The sequence below is a fragment of the Microbacterium murale genome, from assembly GCF_030815955.1.
In the GTDB taxonomy this organism is placed as follows: Bacteria; Actinomycetota; Actinomycetes; order Actinomycetales; family Microbacteriaceae; genus Microbacterium; species Microbacterium murale_A.
This window is the reverse complement of the sequence record NZ_JAUSXK010000001.1, coordinates 412,902-432,683: the sequence shown is the minus strand read 5'-3', so window position 1 is coordinate 432,683 and position 19,782 is coordinate 412,902. Positions and strand designations below refer to the sequence as shown.

General features: G+C 66.1%; 16 protein-coding genes. 14 read left to right on the top strand and 2 right to left on the bottom strand.

Annotated features, from left to right (window positions below):
* Window positions 1-32 precede the first annotated feature (32 nt).
* Entirely contained in the window at window positions 33-1,832 is a 1,800-nt protein-coding gene (locus QFZ46_RS02150) for a thioredoxin domain-containing protein (protein WP_307357836.1), read from the top strand.
* Window positions 1,833-1,849: 17 nt separating this feature from the next.
* On the opposite strand, the gene QFZ46_RS02145 is transcribed toward QFZ46_RS02150, so the two are convergent.
* The gene (locus QFZ46_RS02145; protein WP_307357835.1) at window positions 1,850-2,704 is read right to left on the bottom strand and encodes a PHP domain-containing protein; all 855 of its coding nucleotides are present in this window, start codon (window positions 2,702-2,704) and stop codon (window positions 1,850-1,852) included.
* A 155-nt stretch (window positions 2,705-2,859) separates the two neighbouring features.
* Here QFZ46_RS02145 and QFZ46_RS02140 point away from each other — a divergent pair, with 155 nt between their 5' ends.
* Window positions 2,860-4,398: an HNH endonuclease signature motif containing protein gene (locus QFZ46_RS02140; RefSeq protein WP_307357833.1), complete on the top strand. Its 1,539-nt coding sequence runs from the start codon at window positions 2,860-2,862 to the stop codon at window positions 4,396-4,398.
* Between the two features lie 30 nt (window positions 4,399-4,428).
* The gene (locus tag QFZ46_RS02135) at window positions 4,429-5,166 is read left to right on the top strand and encodes a phosphotransferase (RefSeq protein WP_307357832.1); all 738 of its coding nucleotides are present in this window, start codon (window positions 4,429-4,431) and stop codon (window positions 5,164-5,166) included.
* A 21-nt stretch (window positions 5,167-5,187) separates the two neighbouring features.
* On the opposite strand, the gene QFZ46_RS02130 is transcribed toward QFZ46_RS02135, so the two are convergent.
* Window positions 5,188-6,738, bottom strand: coding sequence for a dolichyl-phosphate-mannose--protein mannosyltransferase (locus QFZ46_RS02130; RefSeq protein ID WP_307357830.1), 1,551 nt, complete (start codon window positions 6,736-6,738; stop codon window positions 5,188-5,190).
* A gap of 35 nt (window positions 6,739-6,773) precedes the next feature.
* On the opposite strand from QFZ46_RS02130, the gene rsmI reads away from it, so the two are divergent.
* The 11 genes from rsmI (at window position 6,774) to QFZ46_RS02075 (ending at window position 19,782) form a co-directional block, all read left to right on the top strand.
* Window positions 6,774-7,595 (top strand): 16S rRNA (cytidine(1402)-2'-O)-methyltransferase, encoded by an 822-nt coding sequence (gene rsmI, locus QFZ46_RS02125; RefSeq protein WP_307357828.1) that lies wholly within the window; start codon window positions 6,774-6,776, stop codon window positions 7,593-7,595.
* 119 nt (window positions 7,596-7,714) lie between these two features.
* Window positions 7,715-8,326, top strand: a complete 612-nt coding sequence (locus tag QFZ46_RS02120) for a class I SAM-dependent methyltransferase (protein ID WP_307357825.1) — start codon at window positions 7,715-7,717, stop codon at window positions 8,324-8,326.
* An 84-nt stretch (window positions 8,327-8,410) separates the two neighbouring features.
* Window positions 8,411-9,523: a LacI family DNA-binding transcriptional regulator gene (locus QFZ46_RS02115; protein ID WP_307357823.1), complete on the top strand. Its 1,113-nt coding sequence runs from the start codon at window positions 8,411-8,413 to the stop codon at window positions 9,521-9,523.
* A 154-nt stretch (window positions 9,524-9,677) separates the two neighbouring features.
* Window positions 9,678-11,342: an ABC transporter substrate-binding protein gene (locus QFZ46_RS02110; protein ID WP_307357821.1), complete on the top strand. Its 1,665-nt coding sequence runs from the start codon at window positions 9,678-9,680 to the stop codon at window positions 11,340-11,342.
* Window positions 11,339-12,319 carry an ABC transporter permease gene (locus tag QFZ46_RS02105; RefSeq protein ID WP_307357820.1) on the top strand — a complete coding sequence of 327 codons (981 nt, stop codon included), beginning with the start codon at window positions 11,339-11,341 and terminating at the stop codon, window positions 12,317-12,319. Before QFZ46_RS02110 ends, QFZ46_RS02105 begins: the two co-directional genes overlap by 4 nt.
* Window positions 12,316-13,230, top strand: coding sequence for an ABC transporter permease (locus QFZ46_RS02100; protein WP_307357819.1), 915 nt, complete (start codon window positions 12,316-12,318; stop codon window positions 13,228-13,230). Before QFZ46_RS02105 ends, QFZ46_RS02100 begins: the two co-directional genes overlap by 4 nt.
* A 5-nt stretch (window positions 13,231-13,235) precedes the next feature.
* Window positions 13,236-14,939, top strand: coding sequence for an ABC transporter ATP-binding protein (locus tag QFZ46_RS02095; protein ID WP_307357817.1), 1,704 nt, complete (start codon window positions 13,236-13,238; stop codon window positions 14,937-14,939).
* Window positions 14,940-14,983: 44 nt separating this feature from the next.
* Window positions 14,984-16,153 carry a glycoside hydrolase family 1 protein gene (locus tag QFZ46_RS02090; protein ID WP_307357815.1) on the top strand — a complete coding sequence of 390 codons (1,170 nt, stop codon included), beginning with the start codon at window positions 14,984-14,986 and terminating at the stop codon, window positions 16,151-16,153.
* Window positions 16,154-16,262: 109 nt separating this feature from the next.
* Window positions 16,263-17,288 (top strand): NAD(P)/FAD-dependent oxidoreductase, encoded by a 1,026-nt coding sequence (locus QFZ46_RS02085; protein ID WP_307357813.1) that lies wholly within the window; start codon window positions 16,263-16,265, stop codon window positions 17,286-17,288.
* A gap of 32 nt (window positions 17,289-17,320) precedes the next feature.
* Window positions 17,321-18,898 carry a methionine--tRNA ligase gene (metG, locus tag QFZ46_RS02080; protein WP_307357812.1) on the top strand — a complete coding sequence of 526 codons (1,578 nt, stop codon included), beginning with the start codon at window positions 17,321-17,323 and terminating at the stop codon, window positions 18,896-18,898.
* A complete protein-coding gene (locus tag QFZ46_RS02075; protein ID WP_307357810.1) occupies window positions 18,895-19,782 on the top strand; it encodes a TatD family hydrolase in 888 nt (295 codons plus the stop codon). The genes metG and QFZ46_RS02075 overlap by 4 nt, the downstream gene beginning before the upstream one ends.

Sequence of the window (19,782 nt, the reverse complement as noted above, 5' to 3'; positions counted from 1 at the left end):
TGCGAGTCCGGCACGGGCGTAGCGTGGGGCGCATGACGAATCGTCTCGCGAACACGCTGAGCCCATATCTGCGATCGCACGCCGACAACCCTGTCGACTGGTTCCCCTGGGGTGCGGATGCGTTCGCCGAGGCGCAGCGACGGGATGTGCCGCTGCTGATCTCGATCGGCTACTCGACGTGCCACTGGTGTCACGTGATGGCGCGCGAATCCTTCTCCGACCCGGAGACTGCGGCCCTGATCAACGACGGCTTCGTCGCGATCAAGGTCGATCGGGAAGAGCATCCCGACGTCGACGGGGCGTACATGGCTGCGGCGTCAGCATTCACGCAGAATCTCGGCTGGCCCCTGACGGCGTTCGCCACTCCGCAGGGGCGCACGTTCTACGCCGGCACGTACTGGCCGCCTTCCGCGAGGGGTGGCCTGCCCGGATTCACGGATGTGCTCGCGGCGGTGAGGGAGGCATGGACGCTTCGCCGTGAGCAGGCGATCGAATCTGCGGATGCGGTGGCCGAGGCTCTGGCGAGTGCTGCGGCAGTCGTACCTTCTCCACTGCCGTCGGCGGCAGCACTCGCTGCGGCTGCGGCGAGCATCGCGGCAAGAGAAGATGAAGTGCATGGCGGCTTCGGGGGCGCTCCGAAATTCCCTGTGGCGACCACCCTGCGGTTCCTGCAGGCGCCGCTCGTGCGCAGGGACGCTCCGGAGGCCGCGGCTGCCGCCGGGCGCGCGCTCGCCGCGATGTCGGCATCCGATCTTCGCGATACGGTCGACGGCGGTTTCTTCCGCTACGCGACGCAGCGCGATTGGACCGTGCCGCACTACGAGCGGATGCTGACGGACAACGCGCAGCTGCTCGACGTGGCCGTTGCGTCCGGCGGTGAGGCGACGGCGCGAGGGATCGCCGGGTTCCTGCTCGGCGTGCTGCGGCGCGAAGGCGGCGCCTTCGGCGCTGCACAGGATTCGGAGTCATGGATCGACGGGCAGCGCAACGAGGGCGGATATTACCTCGCCGCGGATCGCACATCTCTGGAGCCGCCAGCGATCGATGGGAAGGTCATCACGGGGTGGAACGGCCTCGCGATCGGTGCCCTCGCGCGGGCAGGGGCGGCGCTGGGCGTGCCGGACTGGGTGGATGCCGCGGCGGCAGCGGCTTCGTTCGTGCTGGCCACCAACCGCTCGGCGGAGGGGCGTCTCGTCAGAGCCTCGTTGGAGCGGGCGGCGTCTCCGGCGGTGGCGACGCTTGCGGATCTCGGGCTTCTCGCGGAGGGGTTGTTCGCGCTCGCCGCGGCGAGCGGCGAGGTGTCGTGGGCTGTGACCGCGCGGGAGCTCGTCGACGACGCTCTCGGCGACGGAGTCGTGGTCGATCCCGTGCTGGCGGCGCAGGGCGTGGCGTCCGCTCCCGATCAGACCGACGGCGACCTGCCGTCGGGTGTCTCGGCGCTCGCCGCCGCAGCACTGGCGGCGTGGCGACTGGGCGGTGGGGAGCGATACCGGGAAGCCCCAGAAGAACTGGTGCAGGCGCACGCCGCCTCTGCGCTGCAGCATCCTTTCGGCCATGGCTCGCTTCTGGCCGTGGCTGCGGGACTCGTCGAGCCGCCTCGTCAGCTCGTCGTCGTCGCAGACGATCGTTCAGGCGCGCTCGCCGTCGCCTCACGCGGGGTGGATGCTGACGTGATCGCGGTCGTGACGCCTGCGCAGGCCCGCGCGTTCGCGGAGGCGGGATTCGAGCTGTTCGAGGGGAAGGACGCGTCATCCGATCTCGCATACGACTGCCGGGCGTTCGTCTGCCGGCTGCCGACGGGTGATGCGGCAGAGCTCGTCAGGGAGCGGTGACCTGCCGACGCAACCCGTCAGCGGGTCCAGAAGTCCTCGGGTTTCCTCCCCGGCCGAAAGCCGAAGCTCTCGACCATAGACATGGCCTCGGGAAAATGCGCTGCCAGGGTGTCCGGGCCGTGAGCATCGCTGCCGAATGACACCGCTCGCCCACCTTCTTCCGACCACCACTGCGGAATCCACGACTGAAGCCCTCGGGTGTTCATCTCCAACGCTCTGCCCGAGTCGGCGATCGCGCGCATTGCGACCCGAAATCCTTCTTCGAATGGCCGCGGATCGAAAGGCCCTGCCACAGGGACCGGCCAGGAACGTGCGGCGTAGTCGATGTGGGTGAAGACCACGAACGAATCGGAGCCGGCCACCATCCGGGGTATCTCCTCGAGGTACGCCCACATGACCTCATCCGCTTGTCGATGGCGATAGAGAGTCGTCGGCTCCGTTCGATCCTGGTCGTCGAACGGGAGCATGTGGAGGGAGCCGTTGACCCGATCGATCAGTCCGCTCGAGAGTAAAGCTGTAGCCTTGGCGCCCCACAGGTGGGGCTGTCCGAATTCCACGCCGGTAAGGATGCGAAGCTCTGGGTAGTCGTGACGACGACGTTCGATCGCATCGAGATATCCTTCGAAATCGAACGGCGGAAGCCTCACATGACCCGAACCGTCGACGTAGCGCTGGCCGTGCTCACCGATGTCCCCGGGATCGACCCGCCACGATTCCTCCAGATCAAGGTGCTCCGTGAAGACAAGCGCCGGCAGGCCGAGTTGAACTGCTCGCGCGCACATCCGATCCATCGCCCCTGCCGAGGACGGGTCGGAACCCGCATCCCACGACCATTCGCTATGCACGTGAGCGTCCGCCGTCAGATCTGTCATGGGCTCACGCTACCCCGACGATGAATCGATGATCCATCGTCGAAGTGTGCGGCGTGTGCGGGTTTGTGTGGCGCTTCGAGAATTGTTGGGAAAGGTTCTCTGACCTGGGTGAAAGCGGGGTGGGAATGTCGGTGGTCCGGTGTTGAATAGTTGGTATGAACAGCATCGTTGCTCGGCTTCGGGAACTCGAGGAGTCCCTCGATTCCGTGGCGCGTGATGCGTTCGGTTCGGAGCAGATTCCGGGGTTGTCCGACACCGATGTAGCGGAATTGCTGGCGGTCTCGGGGCGGATCCAGCGTCGGGTGGAAGGACTGCAGGTCGAAGCGACCGTGCAGGTCGGCGACCGGTCGGCCGGGCTGAAGGACGAGCGGATGACGACCCGGTATGGGTGTTCCACGCCGGCGGATCTGGTGCGGATGCTGGTCGGCACGGACACGCGCGGCGCGGCACAGCTGGTGAAGGCGGCCCGACTGGTGCGCCGGGATGTGGGGATCACGGATGGGGCGTTCCTGCCGGCCCGATATCACGCGCTGCGGGAAGTGATGGTCGAGGGCGGTCTGGGGCTGGCGGGATTGTTGGCGGCAACGGATCCGATCGAGCAGTCCGCGCGCCGGATCAGTGATGAGAACCGGGTCGAGGCGGACCGGCAACTCGCGGACTTCGCACGCGGCATGGACGCTGGCGCGGATGACGGGGTGCCGCGTCCGATCCCTCTTCCGGAGAATCTGGGCGTGTTGGCGCGGGTGATGGTCGCGTACCTGGATCCCGACGGGGCAGAGCCCGCGGAAGAGGCGGCGATGCGGGGCCGGTACTTCTCGATCGGGAGGGTCAAGGACGGTGCGGCACCGGTACGCGGCAGCCTCCTGCCCGAAGTCGCCGCGCAGTTGAGCCTGCTGATCGACAGTCTGTTGAACCCGAAGGTGAATGGGACGGACGACCCAGAGCGGGATGCTGGGGCCACCGGTGACGGTTCAACGGGCGGGTTGACGGACGCTGGGTCAGCGGGCGACGACGCAGATGGCGGTGCGAGGGGTGCGGGTGGTGGGGTGCGGTTCGAGCCGTCGGTGGAGACGGGTCCCGCGGATGTGACGGATACGGGTGTTACGGATACCCGTACGCGTGGGCAGAGGCTGCATGATGCGTTGGCGGCGATTCTGAACACGGCGGCCCGGACTGACCTGTTCCCGCACCTGGGCGGTGCGGCACCGACGCTCACTGTCTCCGCGACCGCGGCTGACCTTTCGGCCGGTTACGGGTGGGCGCAGATCGGGCACACCGGTGATCTGGTTCCGCTCGCTGCGGCGTTGCAGACCGGGTGCGCCGGTGGCATCCAACGGATCCTGTTCGATGACCACGGTCGGATCGTGTCGATCGGCACCAGTGGTCGTATCTTCAACGCCCTGCAACGCCGCGCCATCACCGCACGGGATGGCGGGTGCGTGATCCCGGGGTGCACGATCCCCGCGACGTGGTGCGAAGTGCACCACGTGCAGGAGCACGCCGACGGCGGCCCGACCCATACCGACAACGGGGTGCTGTTGTGCTGGTTCCATCACCGCACCCTGCACCTGACCGAGTGGGTGATCCGCATGAACCACGGCATCCCCGAAGTCCGCGGCCCCGCCTGGTGGGACCGCCACCAGAGATGGCACCCCACCCACAGCCCACACCACCGACAACCCATCCCCGGATAGGGAGCGCAAGCCTGCCCTTAACATCGAGTCATGAGCAAGGACGCGGCGGAGACCGAGCTCGCGGGCGGCAACATGAACGACGTGACACGCGTCGACGGAGAGGTTCGACGACCAGCGGGGGTGTGGACGGGAAATGTCCATGCATTTCTGGAAGAGCTTCATGCGGCGGGTGTCGATGGCGTTCCTCGGGTTCTAGGCATCACGGCTGACGGCCGGGAACGACTTTCCTTCATCGAAGGCGAGGTCGCGCATTACCCGCTTCCGGAATGGCTCTGGAACGACGGCATCCTGGTGAGTTCCGCGCGACTCCTCCGACGGATTCACGACGCCGGCGTCGAGAGCGCGCGCAGGTCGACGGGGTGGCGTAGTCCTTCCCGTGAGCCGATTGAAGTGGTCTGCCATAACGACTTCGCGCCATACAACCTGGTGTTCGAGCACCAGCAACTCGTCGGTGTGATCGACTTCGACATGGCTGCTCCTGGACCGCGTCTCTGGGATCTCGCTTATCTCGCGTACCGACTGGTCCCGTACGTGGAAGACGCTGAAGCGCCAGCCGACGTGCGGGCGGCAGAACCCACGCGTCTGGCAAAGCTCTTGTCGGCATACGGCACCGACGTATCGAACGACTCGCTGTGGACGATGATGGCTGCTCGACTCGATGCGCTCGCTGAGCACTCACGGTCCGAATCCATCGCCAGACCGGAGCTTGCAGCACACGCCGAGATGTACGAGCGCGACGCAACTCGGTTGCGAGACCGCCTGAGGTGAGACCGCCGCGCTGCGTACCTGTCACACCCAGGTCGGCATCCAGTTGTGGATCAGCCAGAACTCGTACGGCACGTTCATGCCGACCCACACCGGGTAGAAGAACGCCGAGACGACCACGGTCACTGCGAGGAAGATCATGACGGTGCGTTCGCCGGATTGCCGACGGTGCAGAGGGTCGTCGCGGCGTCCGGCCATCTCCCGCAGCGCGAGCGCAAGCGCCAGCACGAGGAACGGCATCATGACCACCGTGTAGAACTGGAAGATCGTGCGTTCGGGATACAGCAGCCATGGCACGTAGGTGACGGCGAGGCCGACGAGCGGGATCGCATACGTCCACGGCATCGGCCTGCGCTGGACGAGCCCGCGCACGAATCGGTAGAGCAGGAAGATCGCAGCGGCGACGCCGCCGTACCAGATCAGCGGATTCGGTACCGACGACACCACAGAGATGCAGTGATCGGTGCCGCAGCTCTGATCGTCTCCCACCCATACGGCCGTCGGACGGATGAGGAACGGCCACTGCCATGCCGGGCTGGCATACGGGTGACCACTGCTGAGTCCGACGTGGAAGGCGTAGATCGACTCGTGATACTCCCACAGGGCGGCCAGCGGGTTCCCGGCGGACTGCCGGTCGTAGCCACCGGCCGTCACGAGCCATCCGGTCCAGCTGGCGAGGTACGTGAGCAGCGCCGCCGGAACCAGCAGAACGAACGAGACCGGACCTTGCCTGAGCGCGGCATCCGTCGGCCAGAACAGCACACCGGCGCGTCGACGAGCCAAGGCGTCTGTGATGACGAGATACAGGCCGAGGCCGGCGAGCGCGTAGAGGCCTGACCATTTCACGGCGCTCGCAGCACCGAGGGCGACACCCGCTGCGATCACCCACGGACGACGCCAGATCACCCGGCCCCAGAGCGGAGCCGGTGATTCAGCGTCGACATATTCCACCAGCGGAATGCTGCGTCTGCGGTCATGCAGGATGAAGAGCACGGCGAGCAGGATGAAGAAAGTCAGGATGCCGTCGAGCAGGGCGATCCTGCTCATCACGATGCTGAGCCCGTCGATCGCCAACAGGACGCCGGCGACGGTCGCCGCAACGATCGAGCGTGTCAGCTCCTTCGCGACGAGGTAGACGAGCAGCACCGTGGCGGTGCCGATCACTGCGACCATAAGGCGCCAGGCCGCACTGTTTCCCTCACCGAACAGCCCCATGCCGAGGGCGATGATCCACTTGCCGAGAGGCGGATGCACGACGAAGCTGCCGACGCCGGTCAGCGCGTTCGTGTCGCCTGTGAGGAACGCTTCGTTCGCGCCATCGCCCCAAGCGCCTTCGTACCCCAGCGTCCACAGCGACCAGGCGTCCTTGACGTAGTAGGTCTCATCGAACGCGAGCACATTCGGGTGTGCCAGGTTCGCCAGGCGGAGCACTGCCGCGAGCGCCGTGATGACGAGTGGCGAGAGCCAGCGAAGGAGACGGTTCCAGTCCGGATCGAGCAGCAGCCGATCACGCAGCCGACCCCATAGCGTCAGACGCTCCGCAGGAGGGGGGAGCAGAGGCACGGGCGCGGTCACGGCACAAGCCTAAGCGGCGCGCCTAAGCTGATCGTGTGATCATCCTCGCCGCGACTCCGATCGGAAACCTCGGCGATGCGTCTCGTCGCCTCATCGAAGTGCTCGAGAACGCCGAGATCGTCGCGGCTGAAGACACCCGCACCACAGCTCACCTGCTTCGCGCGCTGCAGATCGAGAATCGGCCGAGACTGATCGCCCTGCACGACCACAACGAGAAGCACCTGGCAGTAGAGCTCGCCGCACTCGCCGTCGAGCAGGACATCGTGGTGGTCAGCGACGCAGGGATGCCGGCGGTCAGCGACCCAGGGTATGGCCTGGTCGCCGAGGCCGTCGCACAAGGAGTCACGGTCACCGCCATTCCGGGGCCGAGCGCGGTTCTCATGGCGCTCGCGATCTCGGGGCTGCCGACCGACCGCTTCACATTCGAAGGCTTCCTGCCGCGGAAGCCGGGGGAGCGACGTACGGCTCTGGCGAAGCTCGCCGCTGAGCCGCGCACGATGCTGTTCTTCGAATCACCCGCGCGCCTCGCCTCGTCCCTCGCCGACATGGGCGGCGCATTCGGCCCCGAACGCCGCATCGCCGTCTGCCGCGAGCTGACGAAGTTCTACGAAGAAGTGCGCCGAGGCACGGCATCCGAGCTCGTCGAATGGGCCGAGAAGGGCGTCAAGGGCGAGATCGTCGTCGTCGTCGAGGGCGCACCTCCTCGAGAGATGTCGCCGGAGGATGCCGGCGCCCAGGTGCAGGCGCTCGTCGACGGCGGTATGCGTCTGAAGGAAGCCTGTGCAGAGGTCGCCGCGGCGACAGGTCTGAGTTCACGCGACCTCTACCAGCAGGCACTCGTGGCCAGGAAGTCATGACGCCTGTGTACGTTCTTCGCAGATGTGCACTTCGCTCGCAGAGAATCCTGGAAACGCCTGCGAAGAGAATGCACATCTGCGAGGGAAGAGCCCCGCGTGGCGTTCGAGGTGTGCTTCACGTGACGGATGCGTCCATCGCCGCCGCCTATGATGAGCGAGCTGCGGAGTACATCGAGATCGCCGGAGAGATCGCGCAGATGGATGCCGCGGACCGCGAGCGCATCAGCACGTGGCGCGATGCGTCTTCGGGACGATTGCTGGACGCAGGATGCGGCCCTGGGATCTGGACGGAGTTCCTCCACGACGGGCACCGCGACGTCGTCGGCGTTGACATTTCTGCAGCGTTCCTGGCTGCTGCTCGCTTCCGCGCGCCGGGTCTTGTCTTCCAGCGGGCCTCTCTCCGCGCCCTTCCGTTCGAAGACGCGTCGCTCGGCGGCATCCTGGCATGGTATTCGGTGATCCACACGCCGCCCGAAGACGTTCCCGCGATCCTGGCGGAGTTCGCCCGCGTCCTCGCGCCGGGTGGCTCGCTTCTCCTCGGCTACTTCGAGGGTCCGCCTCGCGAAGACTTCGCCCACGCCGTAGCGCCCGCATATTTCTGGTCTGCGGATGCCCTGTCGGCCCTTCTCGCGGATGCCGGCCTTGCCGTCGTCTCGACTGAACGGCGTGACCGGGTGCCCGGTGAGGTGAGTCACCGTCCGCACGGCGCTCTGACGGCCCGCCGCCTCTGACCATTCGGCCGCGTGACGGAGAGTCCGATAGCTCGCGGTTCGGGCGCGGGTACCCTGGGCTGAGGTTCAGTGAGGGAGACGACTGTGGCGAAGGCCCCGACGGTGTACGACGTCGCGGATCGGGCAGGTGTCTCGATCGCGACGGTCTCCCGGGTGCTTCGGACGCCGGACGCGGTGCGTCCGGTCACTCGCGACCGGGTTCTCGATGCTGTGACCGCTCTGGGTTACGTTCCGAGTGGCAGCGCCCGGGGTCTTGCGGAACGACGTACCGGCGTGATCGGTCTGTACTTTCCGGGATTCGATGCCGCTGAGGAGGCACCGACGCTCGATGTGCTCTCTGCAGGTGCGACGCATCCGTTCACGATCGTTCGCGATGAAGGAGCGACGCCGGCGAGTGCAGAGGAGGATCCGGAGTCGATGCTCTTCCTCGACGAAGTGCTCCGTGGCGCCGAGCTGGAGGCGTGGAAACAAGGATTCGTCCTCATGGTCGGAGTGGGCAGGAACGACCCCGACCGCTCCACAGTGCGCGACATGGCTGGGCGAGTGGATGGACTCGTCGTCCTGGCGCGCAGCGTTCCCGACGACGTGCTCGCGCGGCTTGCCGCGCGGATCCCGGTCGTGGTGCTCTCCGGCCCGCCAAGGGGGGACAGCTACGACCACGTCACCGTGAGCAACACAGAGGCGATGACCGAACTCACCAGGCTCGTGCTGGCGCAATCGGATGGGCGGCCACCGGCGTTCCTCGCCGGACCGGTCGACTCACCGGACGGCGCGCAGCGGTGGCAGGGCTTCTCGGCAGCGATCGCCGAGGCGGGTATCTCCCTCGACGACGTCGCGGTAGTGCGGGGCGACTTCACGCGCAAATCGGGGCGTCGCGCGGCGGAGGAGTTGATGGCGAATGGGCTGCCCGCGGCGCTGATGTCGGCGAACGACCAGATGGCGCTCGGTGCGCTGGACGCCTTCCGTGCGGCCGGAGTCACGGTGCCGGACGATCTGCTGGTCACCGGGTTCGACGGCATCGACGCGGCTGCGGTGTCCCACCCGCGACTGACCACAGTCCGTCAGCCGATGATCGAGCTGGGTCGAGCTGCTGTGCAGGTGCTGGTGAACCGGTTGGAGTGCCCGGACACCGCCCCGATCTTCGTTCGTCTTCCCCTCGAGATCACGCTGCGCGAGAGTTCGCAGCGGCGACCCTGACGTCGCTCCCCGGCCTCTGCTGCACCCCTCGGGCCCACCGCTGGGGGTTGCGCTGCCAAAATGTATGCGCTTACAATTGCGAGTGCGGCGGATGCCGTGTGAACGCTCCGAGCAGAGAGCGCTCGCCATGACAGAGACGACATGAGGTGGCAGGGTGTCGAAGACGCACATGTTCCGGCGCTGGCGGAGAGCCGCGGTGGTGGGGCTCGCAGCTGTGGCGGTGGCCCTCAGCGGGTGCAGCATCCAGATCAGTTCACAGCCCGATCCATCGATCGGCGATGACACGATGCTGATCAACGCGGACAAGGGCAACCCGTTCTTCACTCGCAATTTCAACCCGTATCTCACCAACACGCGCACAGCCGCGCGTTGGATGTACGAGCCGCTCATCCTGATCAATCCGCTCGATGGCACACAGAATCCGTGGCTGGCTTCGGAGTGGTCGCAGCCGGACGCCCGCACGATCGTCATGACGATCCGCGAAGGCGTCCAGTGGAGCGACGGTGAAGAACTCACGCCTGATGACGTCGCCTTCACCTTCCAGCTCTTGAAGGACACGCCTGCGCTCGACATCAAGGGCGCCTGGCAGCATCTCGACAGCGTGGAGGTCGACGGCGGCGACGTCGTCTTCCACCTGAAGAGCGAGGATGCTCCGTCGCTCTCGATCATCGGGCAGACGATGATCGTCCCCGAACACCTCTGGTCGGATGTCGAGGACCCGGGAACGTGGCGGAACGAGAAGCCCGTCGGCACCGGTCCGTTCGTGCTCGGCAACTACAACGATCAGCAGTACTCGATGGACAGGAATCCCGACTACTGGCAGGCCGATTCGATCGAGATCGAGCACATCATCCTTCCGGCGACGAACTCCCAGCTCGACACCGTCACGCGAGGCTACGACTGGGCGTACTCCTTCATCTCCGATGTGGAGGGCAGCTGGGGTGCCGCGAGCCCCGACAACGCCTGGTGGTTCCCGCCGGGAGGTGTGATCGCGCTCATGCCGAATCTCGAAGTCGCCCCGTTCGACGACGTCAACGTCCGCCGCGGCATCGCCCTCGCGCTCGATCGTGACGAGATCGCCGAGACCGCCTCCGAGGGATACATGGAACCCGCGGGCCAGACCGGACTCATCCTGCCGAATCAGGAGGAGTATCTGAACCCGGACATCCCAGACGACGGAATACTCACCCAGGACACGGAAGCGGCGCTCGCAGCCTTCGCCGAGTCCGGCTACACGCTGGAAGGCGACCGCCTGGTCGGCCAGGACGGCGAGCAGCTCGAGTTCTCCCTCACCACCGCCAACGGCTTCTCCGACTGGACGCGTGCGGCGCAGACCGTGCAGCGACAGCTTGCGGCGGTCGGGGTGAAAGTCAGCCTGAAACTTCCGCAGCCAGCGGGGTATCAGAGTGCGATCAGCAACGGCGACTTCGAGATGGCCATCGGCGGCATGGGCAACGGCGATGTCTACCAGGCCTTCAACAACCTCCTCTCCAGCGAGTTCTACGTGCCCGTCGGAGAGACCACGGCGAACAATTTCCAGCGCTATCAGTCCGATGATGCCGACGCACTGCTCGCGGAGTACCGCGGCACCGTGGATCCGGCACGTCAGCAGGAGATCGTGAACGAGTTGCAGACACTCGTGTACGACGACCTGCCCGTCATCGGCCTGTACTACGGCGGCATCTGGGGCCTGTTCAACGACGGCAAGTTCACCGGCTGGCCCTCAGAGGAGGACCCGTACATGATCCCGCAGAACTACGACTCCGCTCCGTTGATGATCTTCACGCGGCTGGAACGAGTGAAGGGGGAGGACCAGTGAAGTATCTGCTCCAGAAGCTCGGGCTGTTCGTGCTCACCCTGTGGGCGGCGATCACGCTGAACTTCTTCCTCCCGAGGCTGATGCCCGGCTCACCGGCAGACGCGGCGATCGCCAAACTGTCGCAGAACGGTCCGGTCTCCGACGCCACGCGAGCGGCGATCGAGGCTCAGCTGGGCGTGCCGACCGGCTCGATGTGGGACCAGTACGTGACCTACCTCGGGCAGGTCGCTCGCCTCGACTTCGGCGTCTCGTACACGTTCTACCCGCAGTCCGTGGCCAGCATGGTGTCCACGGCCCTACCGTACACGATCGTCCTGGTGGGCGTCGTGACGGTCCTCGCCTTCGTCCTCGGCACGCTCATCGGTGTCGCCGCTGCGTGGCGTCGAGGCACCTGGCTCGACTCGCTGCCGACGCTGACGGGATCGTTCCTCAGCACGTTCCCGTACTTCTGGACGGCACTGCTGCTGCTGTTCTTCCTCGGCTACGTGCTGCACTGGTTCCCGACGACCGGCGCGTACTCCGCGACGACGACACCGGGCTTCACCGGCGAGTTCATCGTCGATCTCATACGTCACGCCGCGCTTCCCGCCCTGACGATCCTGCTCACCTCGCTCGGTGGATGGATCATCGGCATGCGCAACGCGATGATCAACACGCTCGGTGATGACTACGTCACATTCGCGGAGGCCAACGGGCTGCGCGGCCGCACTATCGCTCTCCGCTACGCTGCCCGCAACGCGATCCTGCCGAACCTCACCGGGTTCGGGCTCACGCTGGGCGGCGTGGTCGGCGGATCGATCCTCGTGGAGCAGGTGTTCGGATATCCGGGTATCGGATATCTGCTCTTCAACGCCGTGATCGGACAGGACTATCCGCTCATGCAGGCGCTCTTCCTGATGATCACCGTCAGCGTGCTCATCGCCAACTTCCTCGTCGACATCTTGTACGGCGTACTGGACCCAAGGACTCGCCGATGACTTCTACGATGAACGTCAAGATTCCCAGCGACCGGATCGCCGCGCCCAGCCCGTGGCGCGCGTTCGGACGGATGGTCGGCACTCTGTGGGGCAACGGGAAAGCCCGGATCGGGCTGTGCATTCTCGCCTTCTTCGTGCTCGTGGCCGTGTTCGCGCCGTTGATCGCGCCCTACGGGCCGAAGGACAACGGCTTCGAGCGCAACGCCGATGCCTCAGCTGCGCACTGGCTGGGAACGACGGCGGCCGGCGAGGACGTGCTCAGCCAGCTGATCTACGGCTCGCAGATCAGCCTCCTGGTCGGCTTCGCCGCCGGCATCCTCTCGACGATCGTCGCGATCCTGATCGGCCTGAGCTGGGGGTACATGCGCGGCTTCTCCGCCGAAGTGGTCGGCTTCATCGTCAACCTCTTCCTCGTCATCCCCGGACTGCCGCTCATGATCGTGATCGCCGCGTATCTGCAGAACGGCGGCATCCTGATGATCATCGCCGTGATCGTCGTGACCGGCTGGGCGTGGGGTGCGCGAGTCCTTCGCAGCCAGACGCAGTCCCTGCGAGGAAACGACTTCGTGTCGTCAGCGCAGTTCTCCGGCGACAGCCCGGCCCGGATCGTGTTCAGAGAGATCCTTCCGAACATGACGTCGATCATCGCCGGCACGCTCTTCGGCGCGGCGACCGCTGCGATCCTCGCCGAAGCGGGCCTGGAATTCCTCGGTCTCGGCGACTCCAGCATCGTCAGCTGGGGCACGATGCTCTACTGGGCGCAGAACTCCAACTCGCTGCTGACAGGGCAGTGGCTGCTGCTCTTCGCTCCTGGTCTCTGCATCGCGCTGCTGGCGCTGAGTCTCACGCTCATCAACTTCGGCGTGGACGGCATATCCAATCCGCGTCTGCGAGAGGGGAAAGGGCGATGAACGCCATGGAAGAGACTGAGATCCTGCTCGACGTCCAGAACCTCTCCGTCGAGTACGCCTCGCCCGGCACGGCGCCGGTGACCGCCGTCGAGGACGTGTCTTTCACGCTGCGTCGAGGAGAATTCGTGGGCCTGGTCGGCGAGTCCGGTTCCGGGAAGTCGACGTTGGGATTCGCGCTGACGCGACTGCAGAAGCCTCCGGCGCGGATCAGCGGGGGACGCATCCTGTTCGCCGGCCGTGACATCCGCGAGCTGGATGCCGAGGAGTTGCGCAGACAGCGTCAGGGCGGGTTCGCGATGGTGCTGCAGTCCGGCATGAACGCTCTCAACCCGGTGCGCACGGTGGGGGCGCATTTCCAGGACATCTTCGCCGCGCACGGCCATGTGCCCCGAGAGTCGCGCGCGCAGTGCGCGGCCGATCTCGTGGGCAAGGTGGGCCTCGACGCTGAGGTGCTGAAACGCTATCCGGGCGAGTTGTCCGGCGGCATGCGACAGCGCGCTTCGATCGCGCTGGCGCTGTCGCTCGAACCGCAGCTCATGGTCTTCGACGAGCCGACGACAGCACTGGACGTGCTCGTCCAGCACGCCGTGATGGACACGATCCGCGACCTGCAGCGCGAGGAGCAGTTCACGGCCATCCTCATCAGCCACGATCTCGGGATCGTTCTGGAGGCGACCGACCGCGTCATGGTGATGCACGAGGGGCGGATCGTCGAGGATGCGTCGAGCCGGGACATCCTCGAGCGGCCGCAGGACGAGTACACCCAGATGCTGCTCAGTCACTATGCGGACCCGCGTGCGGAGTCCATCTCCATCCCGGGCTTCATCGATCTCGGCACGCGTCGCAGCGAGGGGAAGTCCCGCACCGACCTCACCGAGACCTTGCCGACGGTGTCGCAGCGCGATGCACGAAGGGCGGATGCCGCGATCATCGTCGAGGGCGTCTCGAAGACCTATCCGGCGCCTCGGCGCGGCCAGGCCCCTGTCACGGCCGTCGATGATGTGTCGTTCCGCCTGGAACCCGGGGAAGCGCTCGCTCTGGTGGGAGCATCCGGCTCGGGAAAGTCGACGCTCGCGAAACTCATCACAGGAGTCGAGAAGCCGACCGCCGGAACCGTGCATTTCGGCGACCGGGATGTCGCCTCCCTGAAGCGGAGCGGCCTGAGAGACCTCCGCAAAGACGTCCAGATGGTGTTCCAGGACCCGTACTCGGCGCTGAACCCGTTGCACACCGTCGAGTACGCGCTCACCAGGCCGGTGCACAACTACACCAAGCTTCGTGGGCAGGAAGCGAGAGCGCGGGTGCTCGAACTTCTCGAGACTGTCGGGCTCACTCCCGTCGAGCAGTTCGCCGCCAAGCTCCCGCATCAGCTCTCCGGAGGACAGCGCCAGCGCGTGGTCATCGCCCGTGCACTCGCGAGCGATCCGCAAGTGCTCATCGCCGATGAGCCGGTGTCGATGCTCGATGTCTCGCTGCGCGCCGGGGTGCTGGCGCTGCTGGAAGATCTGCGGGAGCGCTGGGGCATCAGCATGCTCTACATCACTCACGACCTGTTGAGCGCGCGACTGGTCACCGAGAACATCCTGGTGCTCAACAATGGCCGGGTCGTCGAGCGTGGCGAGACGTCGCAGGTGCTGCGGCATCCGCAAGACCCGTACACCGTCGAGCTGCTCGACGCCGTGCCCAACCCTGCCCGCGCCGCGCGCTGATCCGCCGCGGCCCTGACCTGTCCATGACGACGAAAGGAGCATTCGTGCTCGAATTCCCCGACGGCTTCCTCTGGGGCGCCGCGACAGCGGCCCACCAGGTGGAGGGGAACAACACGACCAGTAACTGGTGGACGATGGAGCATGCTCCTGACACCTCGATGGTGGAGCCCTCAGGCGACGCGGCAGACCACTTCCACCGCTATCCGGAGGACATGCGCCTGCTCGCGGACGCTGGTCTGAACTCCTATCGGTTCTCCATCGAATGGGCGCGCATCGAGCCGGAGCGCGGATTCATCTCACGAGCGATGATCGACCACTACCGTCGCATGATCGACACCGCGCGTGAGGTCGGGCTCGACCCGACCGTGACACTGATGCACTTCACGGTGCCGCAGTGGTTCCAGCGCGACGGTTTCTGGCGCGCGGATGACGCGGTCGACCTGTTCTCCCGCTACGTGGAGACCGTCCTGCCGATCCTCGACGGAGTGAAGTACGTCTGCACGATCAATGAGCCGAACATCGCCGCGATGCTCGCCGGGGGCGAGGATGCGGCGAACCTGGTCGCGTTCGGACTCCCCAATCCGGATCTCGCGGTCGCAGACACCCTTCTGGCCGCGCACCGGCGAGCTTCGGACATATTGCACACCGTGCCCGGAGTGCAGGCTGGATGGACCATCGCCACTCAGGCCTTCCACTCGACGGGGGAGCCTGGGGCCGACGAGATGCTCGCGGAGTACGGCGACCCGCGTGACCACTGGTACCTGGAGCAGTCCGCCGGCGATGACTTCGTCGGCGTGCAGGCGTACACACGCACGTTCATCGGTCCCGAAGGCCCTCGCCCCGTGACCTCGGACGTGGAGACGACGCTCACGGGCTGGGAGTTCTTCCCCGAGGCGCTCGAGCTCGGCGTGCGCAGCGCGTGGGCGCTGAGCGGGGGAGTGCCAGTGCTGGTCACCGAGAACGGCATCGCCACGGCAGATGACACCCGCCGCATCGCCTACACGCAGGGGGCCCTGGAAGGGCTGCACCGAGCGATCTCCGACGGCATCGATGTGCGCGCGTACCAGCACTGGAGCGCCCTGGACAACTATGAGTGGGCCAGCGGTTTCGCACCGACTTTCGGACTGATCGCCTTCGACCACACGACCTTCGAGCGCACGCCGAAGCGAAGTCTGGCCTGGCTGGGTGAGGTCGCTCGGCGGAACGGACTCTGAGCCGGACGGCCTTGGGAGCGGATGCCGGGGCTGCCCTCGGACCATGAGTCGCGCGATCCGTGCGAAGTGCTCCCGATCGGGATGAACAGCGATGCCTAGGATGGACCGCATGTCGATGCGCCCGGTGATCGTGATCGGTGCGGGAATCATCGGCGCATCCATCACCTATCACCTTGCCGTTCGTGGCGCGGATGTCACCCTCGTCGATGCCGGTCTGCCCGGCGCCGGTGCGACGAGGCACTCTTTCGGCTGGATCGGCCGCTCGCCGGGTGATTCCAGTCCCGCGGGCGAGTTGCGAGCGCTCGGGCGCAGTCATTGGGAGCGACTCGCACGCGAGGTTCGTGGGCTCGAAGTGCACTGGTCAGGTGCCCTCGTCTGGGGTGAGCACTTCGCCGGCCGCGGACCCCGAGACACTCATGCGGCGACGCGCGAACCCCGTCTGGTTGAACCTCCGCGTCATGCAGAGTTCCGTCCGGATGATGGATGGGTTGATCCCGTTCGCGCGACCGAGAGCTTGATCAGCGCTGCACGGGAACACGGGGCGTCGGTGAGATTCGGCGCTCCTGTCACTCGACTGGTGACCACTCGCGACGGTGCAGTCGACGGCGTAGAGCTCGGCCAGGAGATCCTCGCAGCCTCCACAGTGGCCGTCGCCGCCGGCGTTGGGTCGACGGCACTCTGCGCGACAGCCGGCGTGAACCTGCCGATGCTCTCGAGCCCTGTCGTCATGGTGCGGCTGCGTGCGTCCTCGGGCCTCGTCCGAGGCATCGTCGCCAACGATCAGTTCGAAGCCCGCCAAGATGTCGATGGAACCGTGCTCATTCCTCTCGACTACGACAAACACACGTCGACTGACGAGCTGAGAAGGACCGGTGAGGAGGCGCTCCGTGTGTTCATGGCGTCGTTCACAGGCGCGGATGATGCCACCCTGGTGAGCGCGGAGATCGGGTGGCGACCGATGATGGCAGACGAAAAGCCCAGAGTCGGCTACGCCGAGGCATCTGGTTTGTACGTCGCAGTGGCCCATCCCGGTATCACCCTCGCCTCCGTCATCGGACACGCGGCGGCCGAAGAGATTCTGGCGCGGACCGACCGGGATGAGCCGGCAGCCCACCGATCGCCGGGCACGGCGTAACCCGGACCGGCATCCCGCCTAGAATTGACCCCATGCCCGCAGGCGAATCCTTCTACATCACTACGCCCATCTACTACCCCTCCGATGTCCCGCACATCGGTCACGGGTACACGTCGGTGGCGGTCGACACGCTCGCGCGTTGGCACCGTCAGTCGGGTGATGACACCTGGATGCTGACCGGCACAGACGAGCATGGCCAGAAGATGCTCCGCGCCGCCGCGGCGAACAACGTCACGCCTCAGGAGTGGGTGGACAAGCTCGTCACCGAGAGCTGGTTCCCGCTTCTGGAGACGCTCGACGTCGCCAACGACGATTTCATCCGCACCACGCAGGAGCGTCACGAGAAGAACGTGCAGGTGTTCTTCCAGCGTCTCTACGACGCCGGGTACATCTACGCGGGCGAGTACGAAGCGCTGTACTGCGTGGGCTGTGAGGAGTTCAAGCCCGAGTCGGAGATCGTCGACGGCACCGGTCCTTTCGAAGGACTGAAGGTCTGCGCCATCCACTCCAAGCCGCTGGAGCTGCTTCAGGAGAAGAACTACTTCTTCAAGCTGAGCGAGTTCCAGGACCGACTGCTCGATCTCTACAAGACCGAGCCCGACTTCGTCCGCCCGCACTCGGCCCGCAACGAGGTCGTCTCGTTCGTGTCGCAGGGGCTGAAGGACTTGTCGATCTCGCGCTCCACCTTCGACTGGGGCATCCCGCTGCCCTGGGATGAGTCGCACGTCATCTACGTGTGGGTCGACGCTCTGCTGAACTATGCCACTGCGGTGGGCTATGGCGCAGACGAAGAGCTCTTCGCGCGTCGCTGGCCTGCGTACCACGTGGTCGGCAAGGACATCCTGCGGTTCCACGCGGTCATCTGGCCTGCTCTGCTGATGGCTGCGGGCCTCGACGTGCCCAAGGGCGTCTTCGCGCACGGATGGCTGCTCGTCGGCGGTGAGAAGATGTCGAAGTCGAAGCTGACCGGCATCGCGCCGACCGAGATCACCGACGTGTTCGGATCCGACGCGTACCGGTACTACTTCCTCTCCGCCATCGCGTTCGGGCAGGACGGCTCCTTCAGCTGGGAAGACCTCTCGGCGCGATACCAGGCCGAGCTGGCCAACGGCTTCGGAAACCTCGCATCGCGTACGGTCGCCATGATCGAGAAGTACTTCGACGGTGTCGTGCCCGAGGCCGCCGAATACACCGATCAGGATCTTGCGATCCAGAAGATCGTGGCGGATGCCCAGGCCGCAGCCGACAGGTGGATGGAGCAGTTCCGCATCGACGAGGCGATCTCGTCGATCTGGGCGATCGTCGATGCGCTGAACGGCTACATCACCGAGAACGAGCCGTGGGCGCTCGCCCGTGACGAGGAAAAGCGTGCTCGACTCGGGACGGTGCTGTACACATGCGCCGAGGGTCTGCGTGCGCTCGCCGTGCTCCTGTCGCCGGTCATGCCGCAGGCGACCGAGAAGCTCTGGACCGCCCTCGGCGCTGCCGAGAGTCTCGGCTCGCTGCAGGCGCAGCCGCTCCGCGAGTCCGGTGCGTGGGGGGTCCTGCAGCCAGGCACGCAGGTCGCCGCTCTCGCACCGCTCTTCCCTCGTGTGGAGTCGCAGGCTTGACCGAGAACCCCAGTCAGTACGTTCGGGAGCGGGCAGCGGAGGGCCGTAAGGACCTCCGTTACCCGGTTGCCCCCGAACCGCTGACGTCGCCGGTGTACGACAATCACGCGCACCTGGAGATCACCGACGGCGTCGAGCCGCTTTCGTTGAAGGATCAGCTCGACAGGGCCGAGGCGGTCGGTGTCGCGGGTGTCGTGCAGGCGTCCGGTGACATCGAGTCGTCCCGCTGGGCGGTGGATGCCGCGGCAACCGATCCTCGAGTGCTCGCGGCCGTCGCGATCCACCCGAACGACGCGCCCGTGTACGCGGAAGCCGGCCAGCTCGATCAGGCGATCGGCGTGATCGACGAACTCGCCGCGCACCCCCGCACGCGCGCGATCGGGGAGACCGGGCTGGACTTCTTCCGCACCGAGGAAGACCGGCGCGGTCCGCAGTTCGAATCGTTCGAGGCCCACATCGCTCTCGCGAAGAAGCACGCCATCGCGATGCAGATCCACGATCGCGACGCCCACGACGCGGTCCTTGAGACCCTTGCTCGCGTCGGGGCGCCCGAGAAGACGGTGTTCCACTGCTTCTCCGGCGACGACGCGATGGCCAGAATCTGCGCGGATGCCGGATACTACCTGTCCTTTGCAGGCAACGTCACGTTCAAGAACGCCCAGAACCTGCGAGACGCGTTGCACGTCACCCCGCTCGACCGCCTTCTGATCGAGACGGATGCCCCGTTCCTGACACCGGTTCCCCTGCGCGGTCGCCCGAACGCGCCGTACCTGATCCCGCTCACGCTGCGGTTCATGGCGGCAGAGCTCGATACTCCGGTCGACGAGCTCGCCGCTCAGGTCGCTGAGAACACGCTTCGCGTCTACGGAGAGTTCGCCGACTGA

What these genes read in the sequence shown, in the direction of transcription:
- QFZ46_RS02150 (WP_307357836.1), top strand. Translation starts at nt 33, where the DNA reads ATGACGAATCGTCTCGCGAACACGCTGAGCCCATATCTGCGATCGCAC.
- QFZ46_RS02145 (WP_307357835.1), bottom strand. Translation starts at nt 2,704, where the DNA reads ATGACAGATCTGACGGCGGACGCTCACGTGCATAGCGAATGGTCGTGG.
- QFZ46_RS02140 (WP_307357833.1), top strand. Translation starts at nt 2,860, where the DNA reads ATGAACAGCATCGTTGCTCGGCTTCGGGAACTCGAGGAGTCCCTCGAT.
- QFZ46_RS02135 (WP_307357832.1), top strand. Translation starts at nt 4,429, where the DNA reads ATGAGCAAGGACGCGGCGGAGACCGAGCTCGCGGGCGGCAACATGAAC.
- QFZ46_RS02100 (WP_307357819.1), top strand. Translation starts at nt 12,316, where the DNA reads ATGACTTCTACGATGAACGTCAAGATTCCCAGCGACCGGATCGCCGCG.
- QFZ46_RS02095 (WP_307357817.1), top strand. Translation starts at nt 13,236, where the DNA reads ATGGAAGAGACTGAGATCCTGCTCGACGTCCAGAACCTCTCCGTCGAG.
- QFZ46_RS02085 (WP_307357813.1), top strand. Translation starts at nt 16,263, where the DNA reads ATGTCGATGCGCCCGGTGATCGTGATCGGTGCGGGAATCATCGGCGCA.
- metG (WP_307357812.1), top strand. Translation starts at nt 17,321, where the DNA reads ATGCCCGCAGGCGAATCCTTCTACATCACTACGCCCATCTACTACCCC.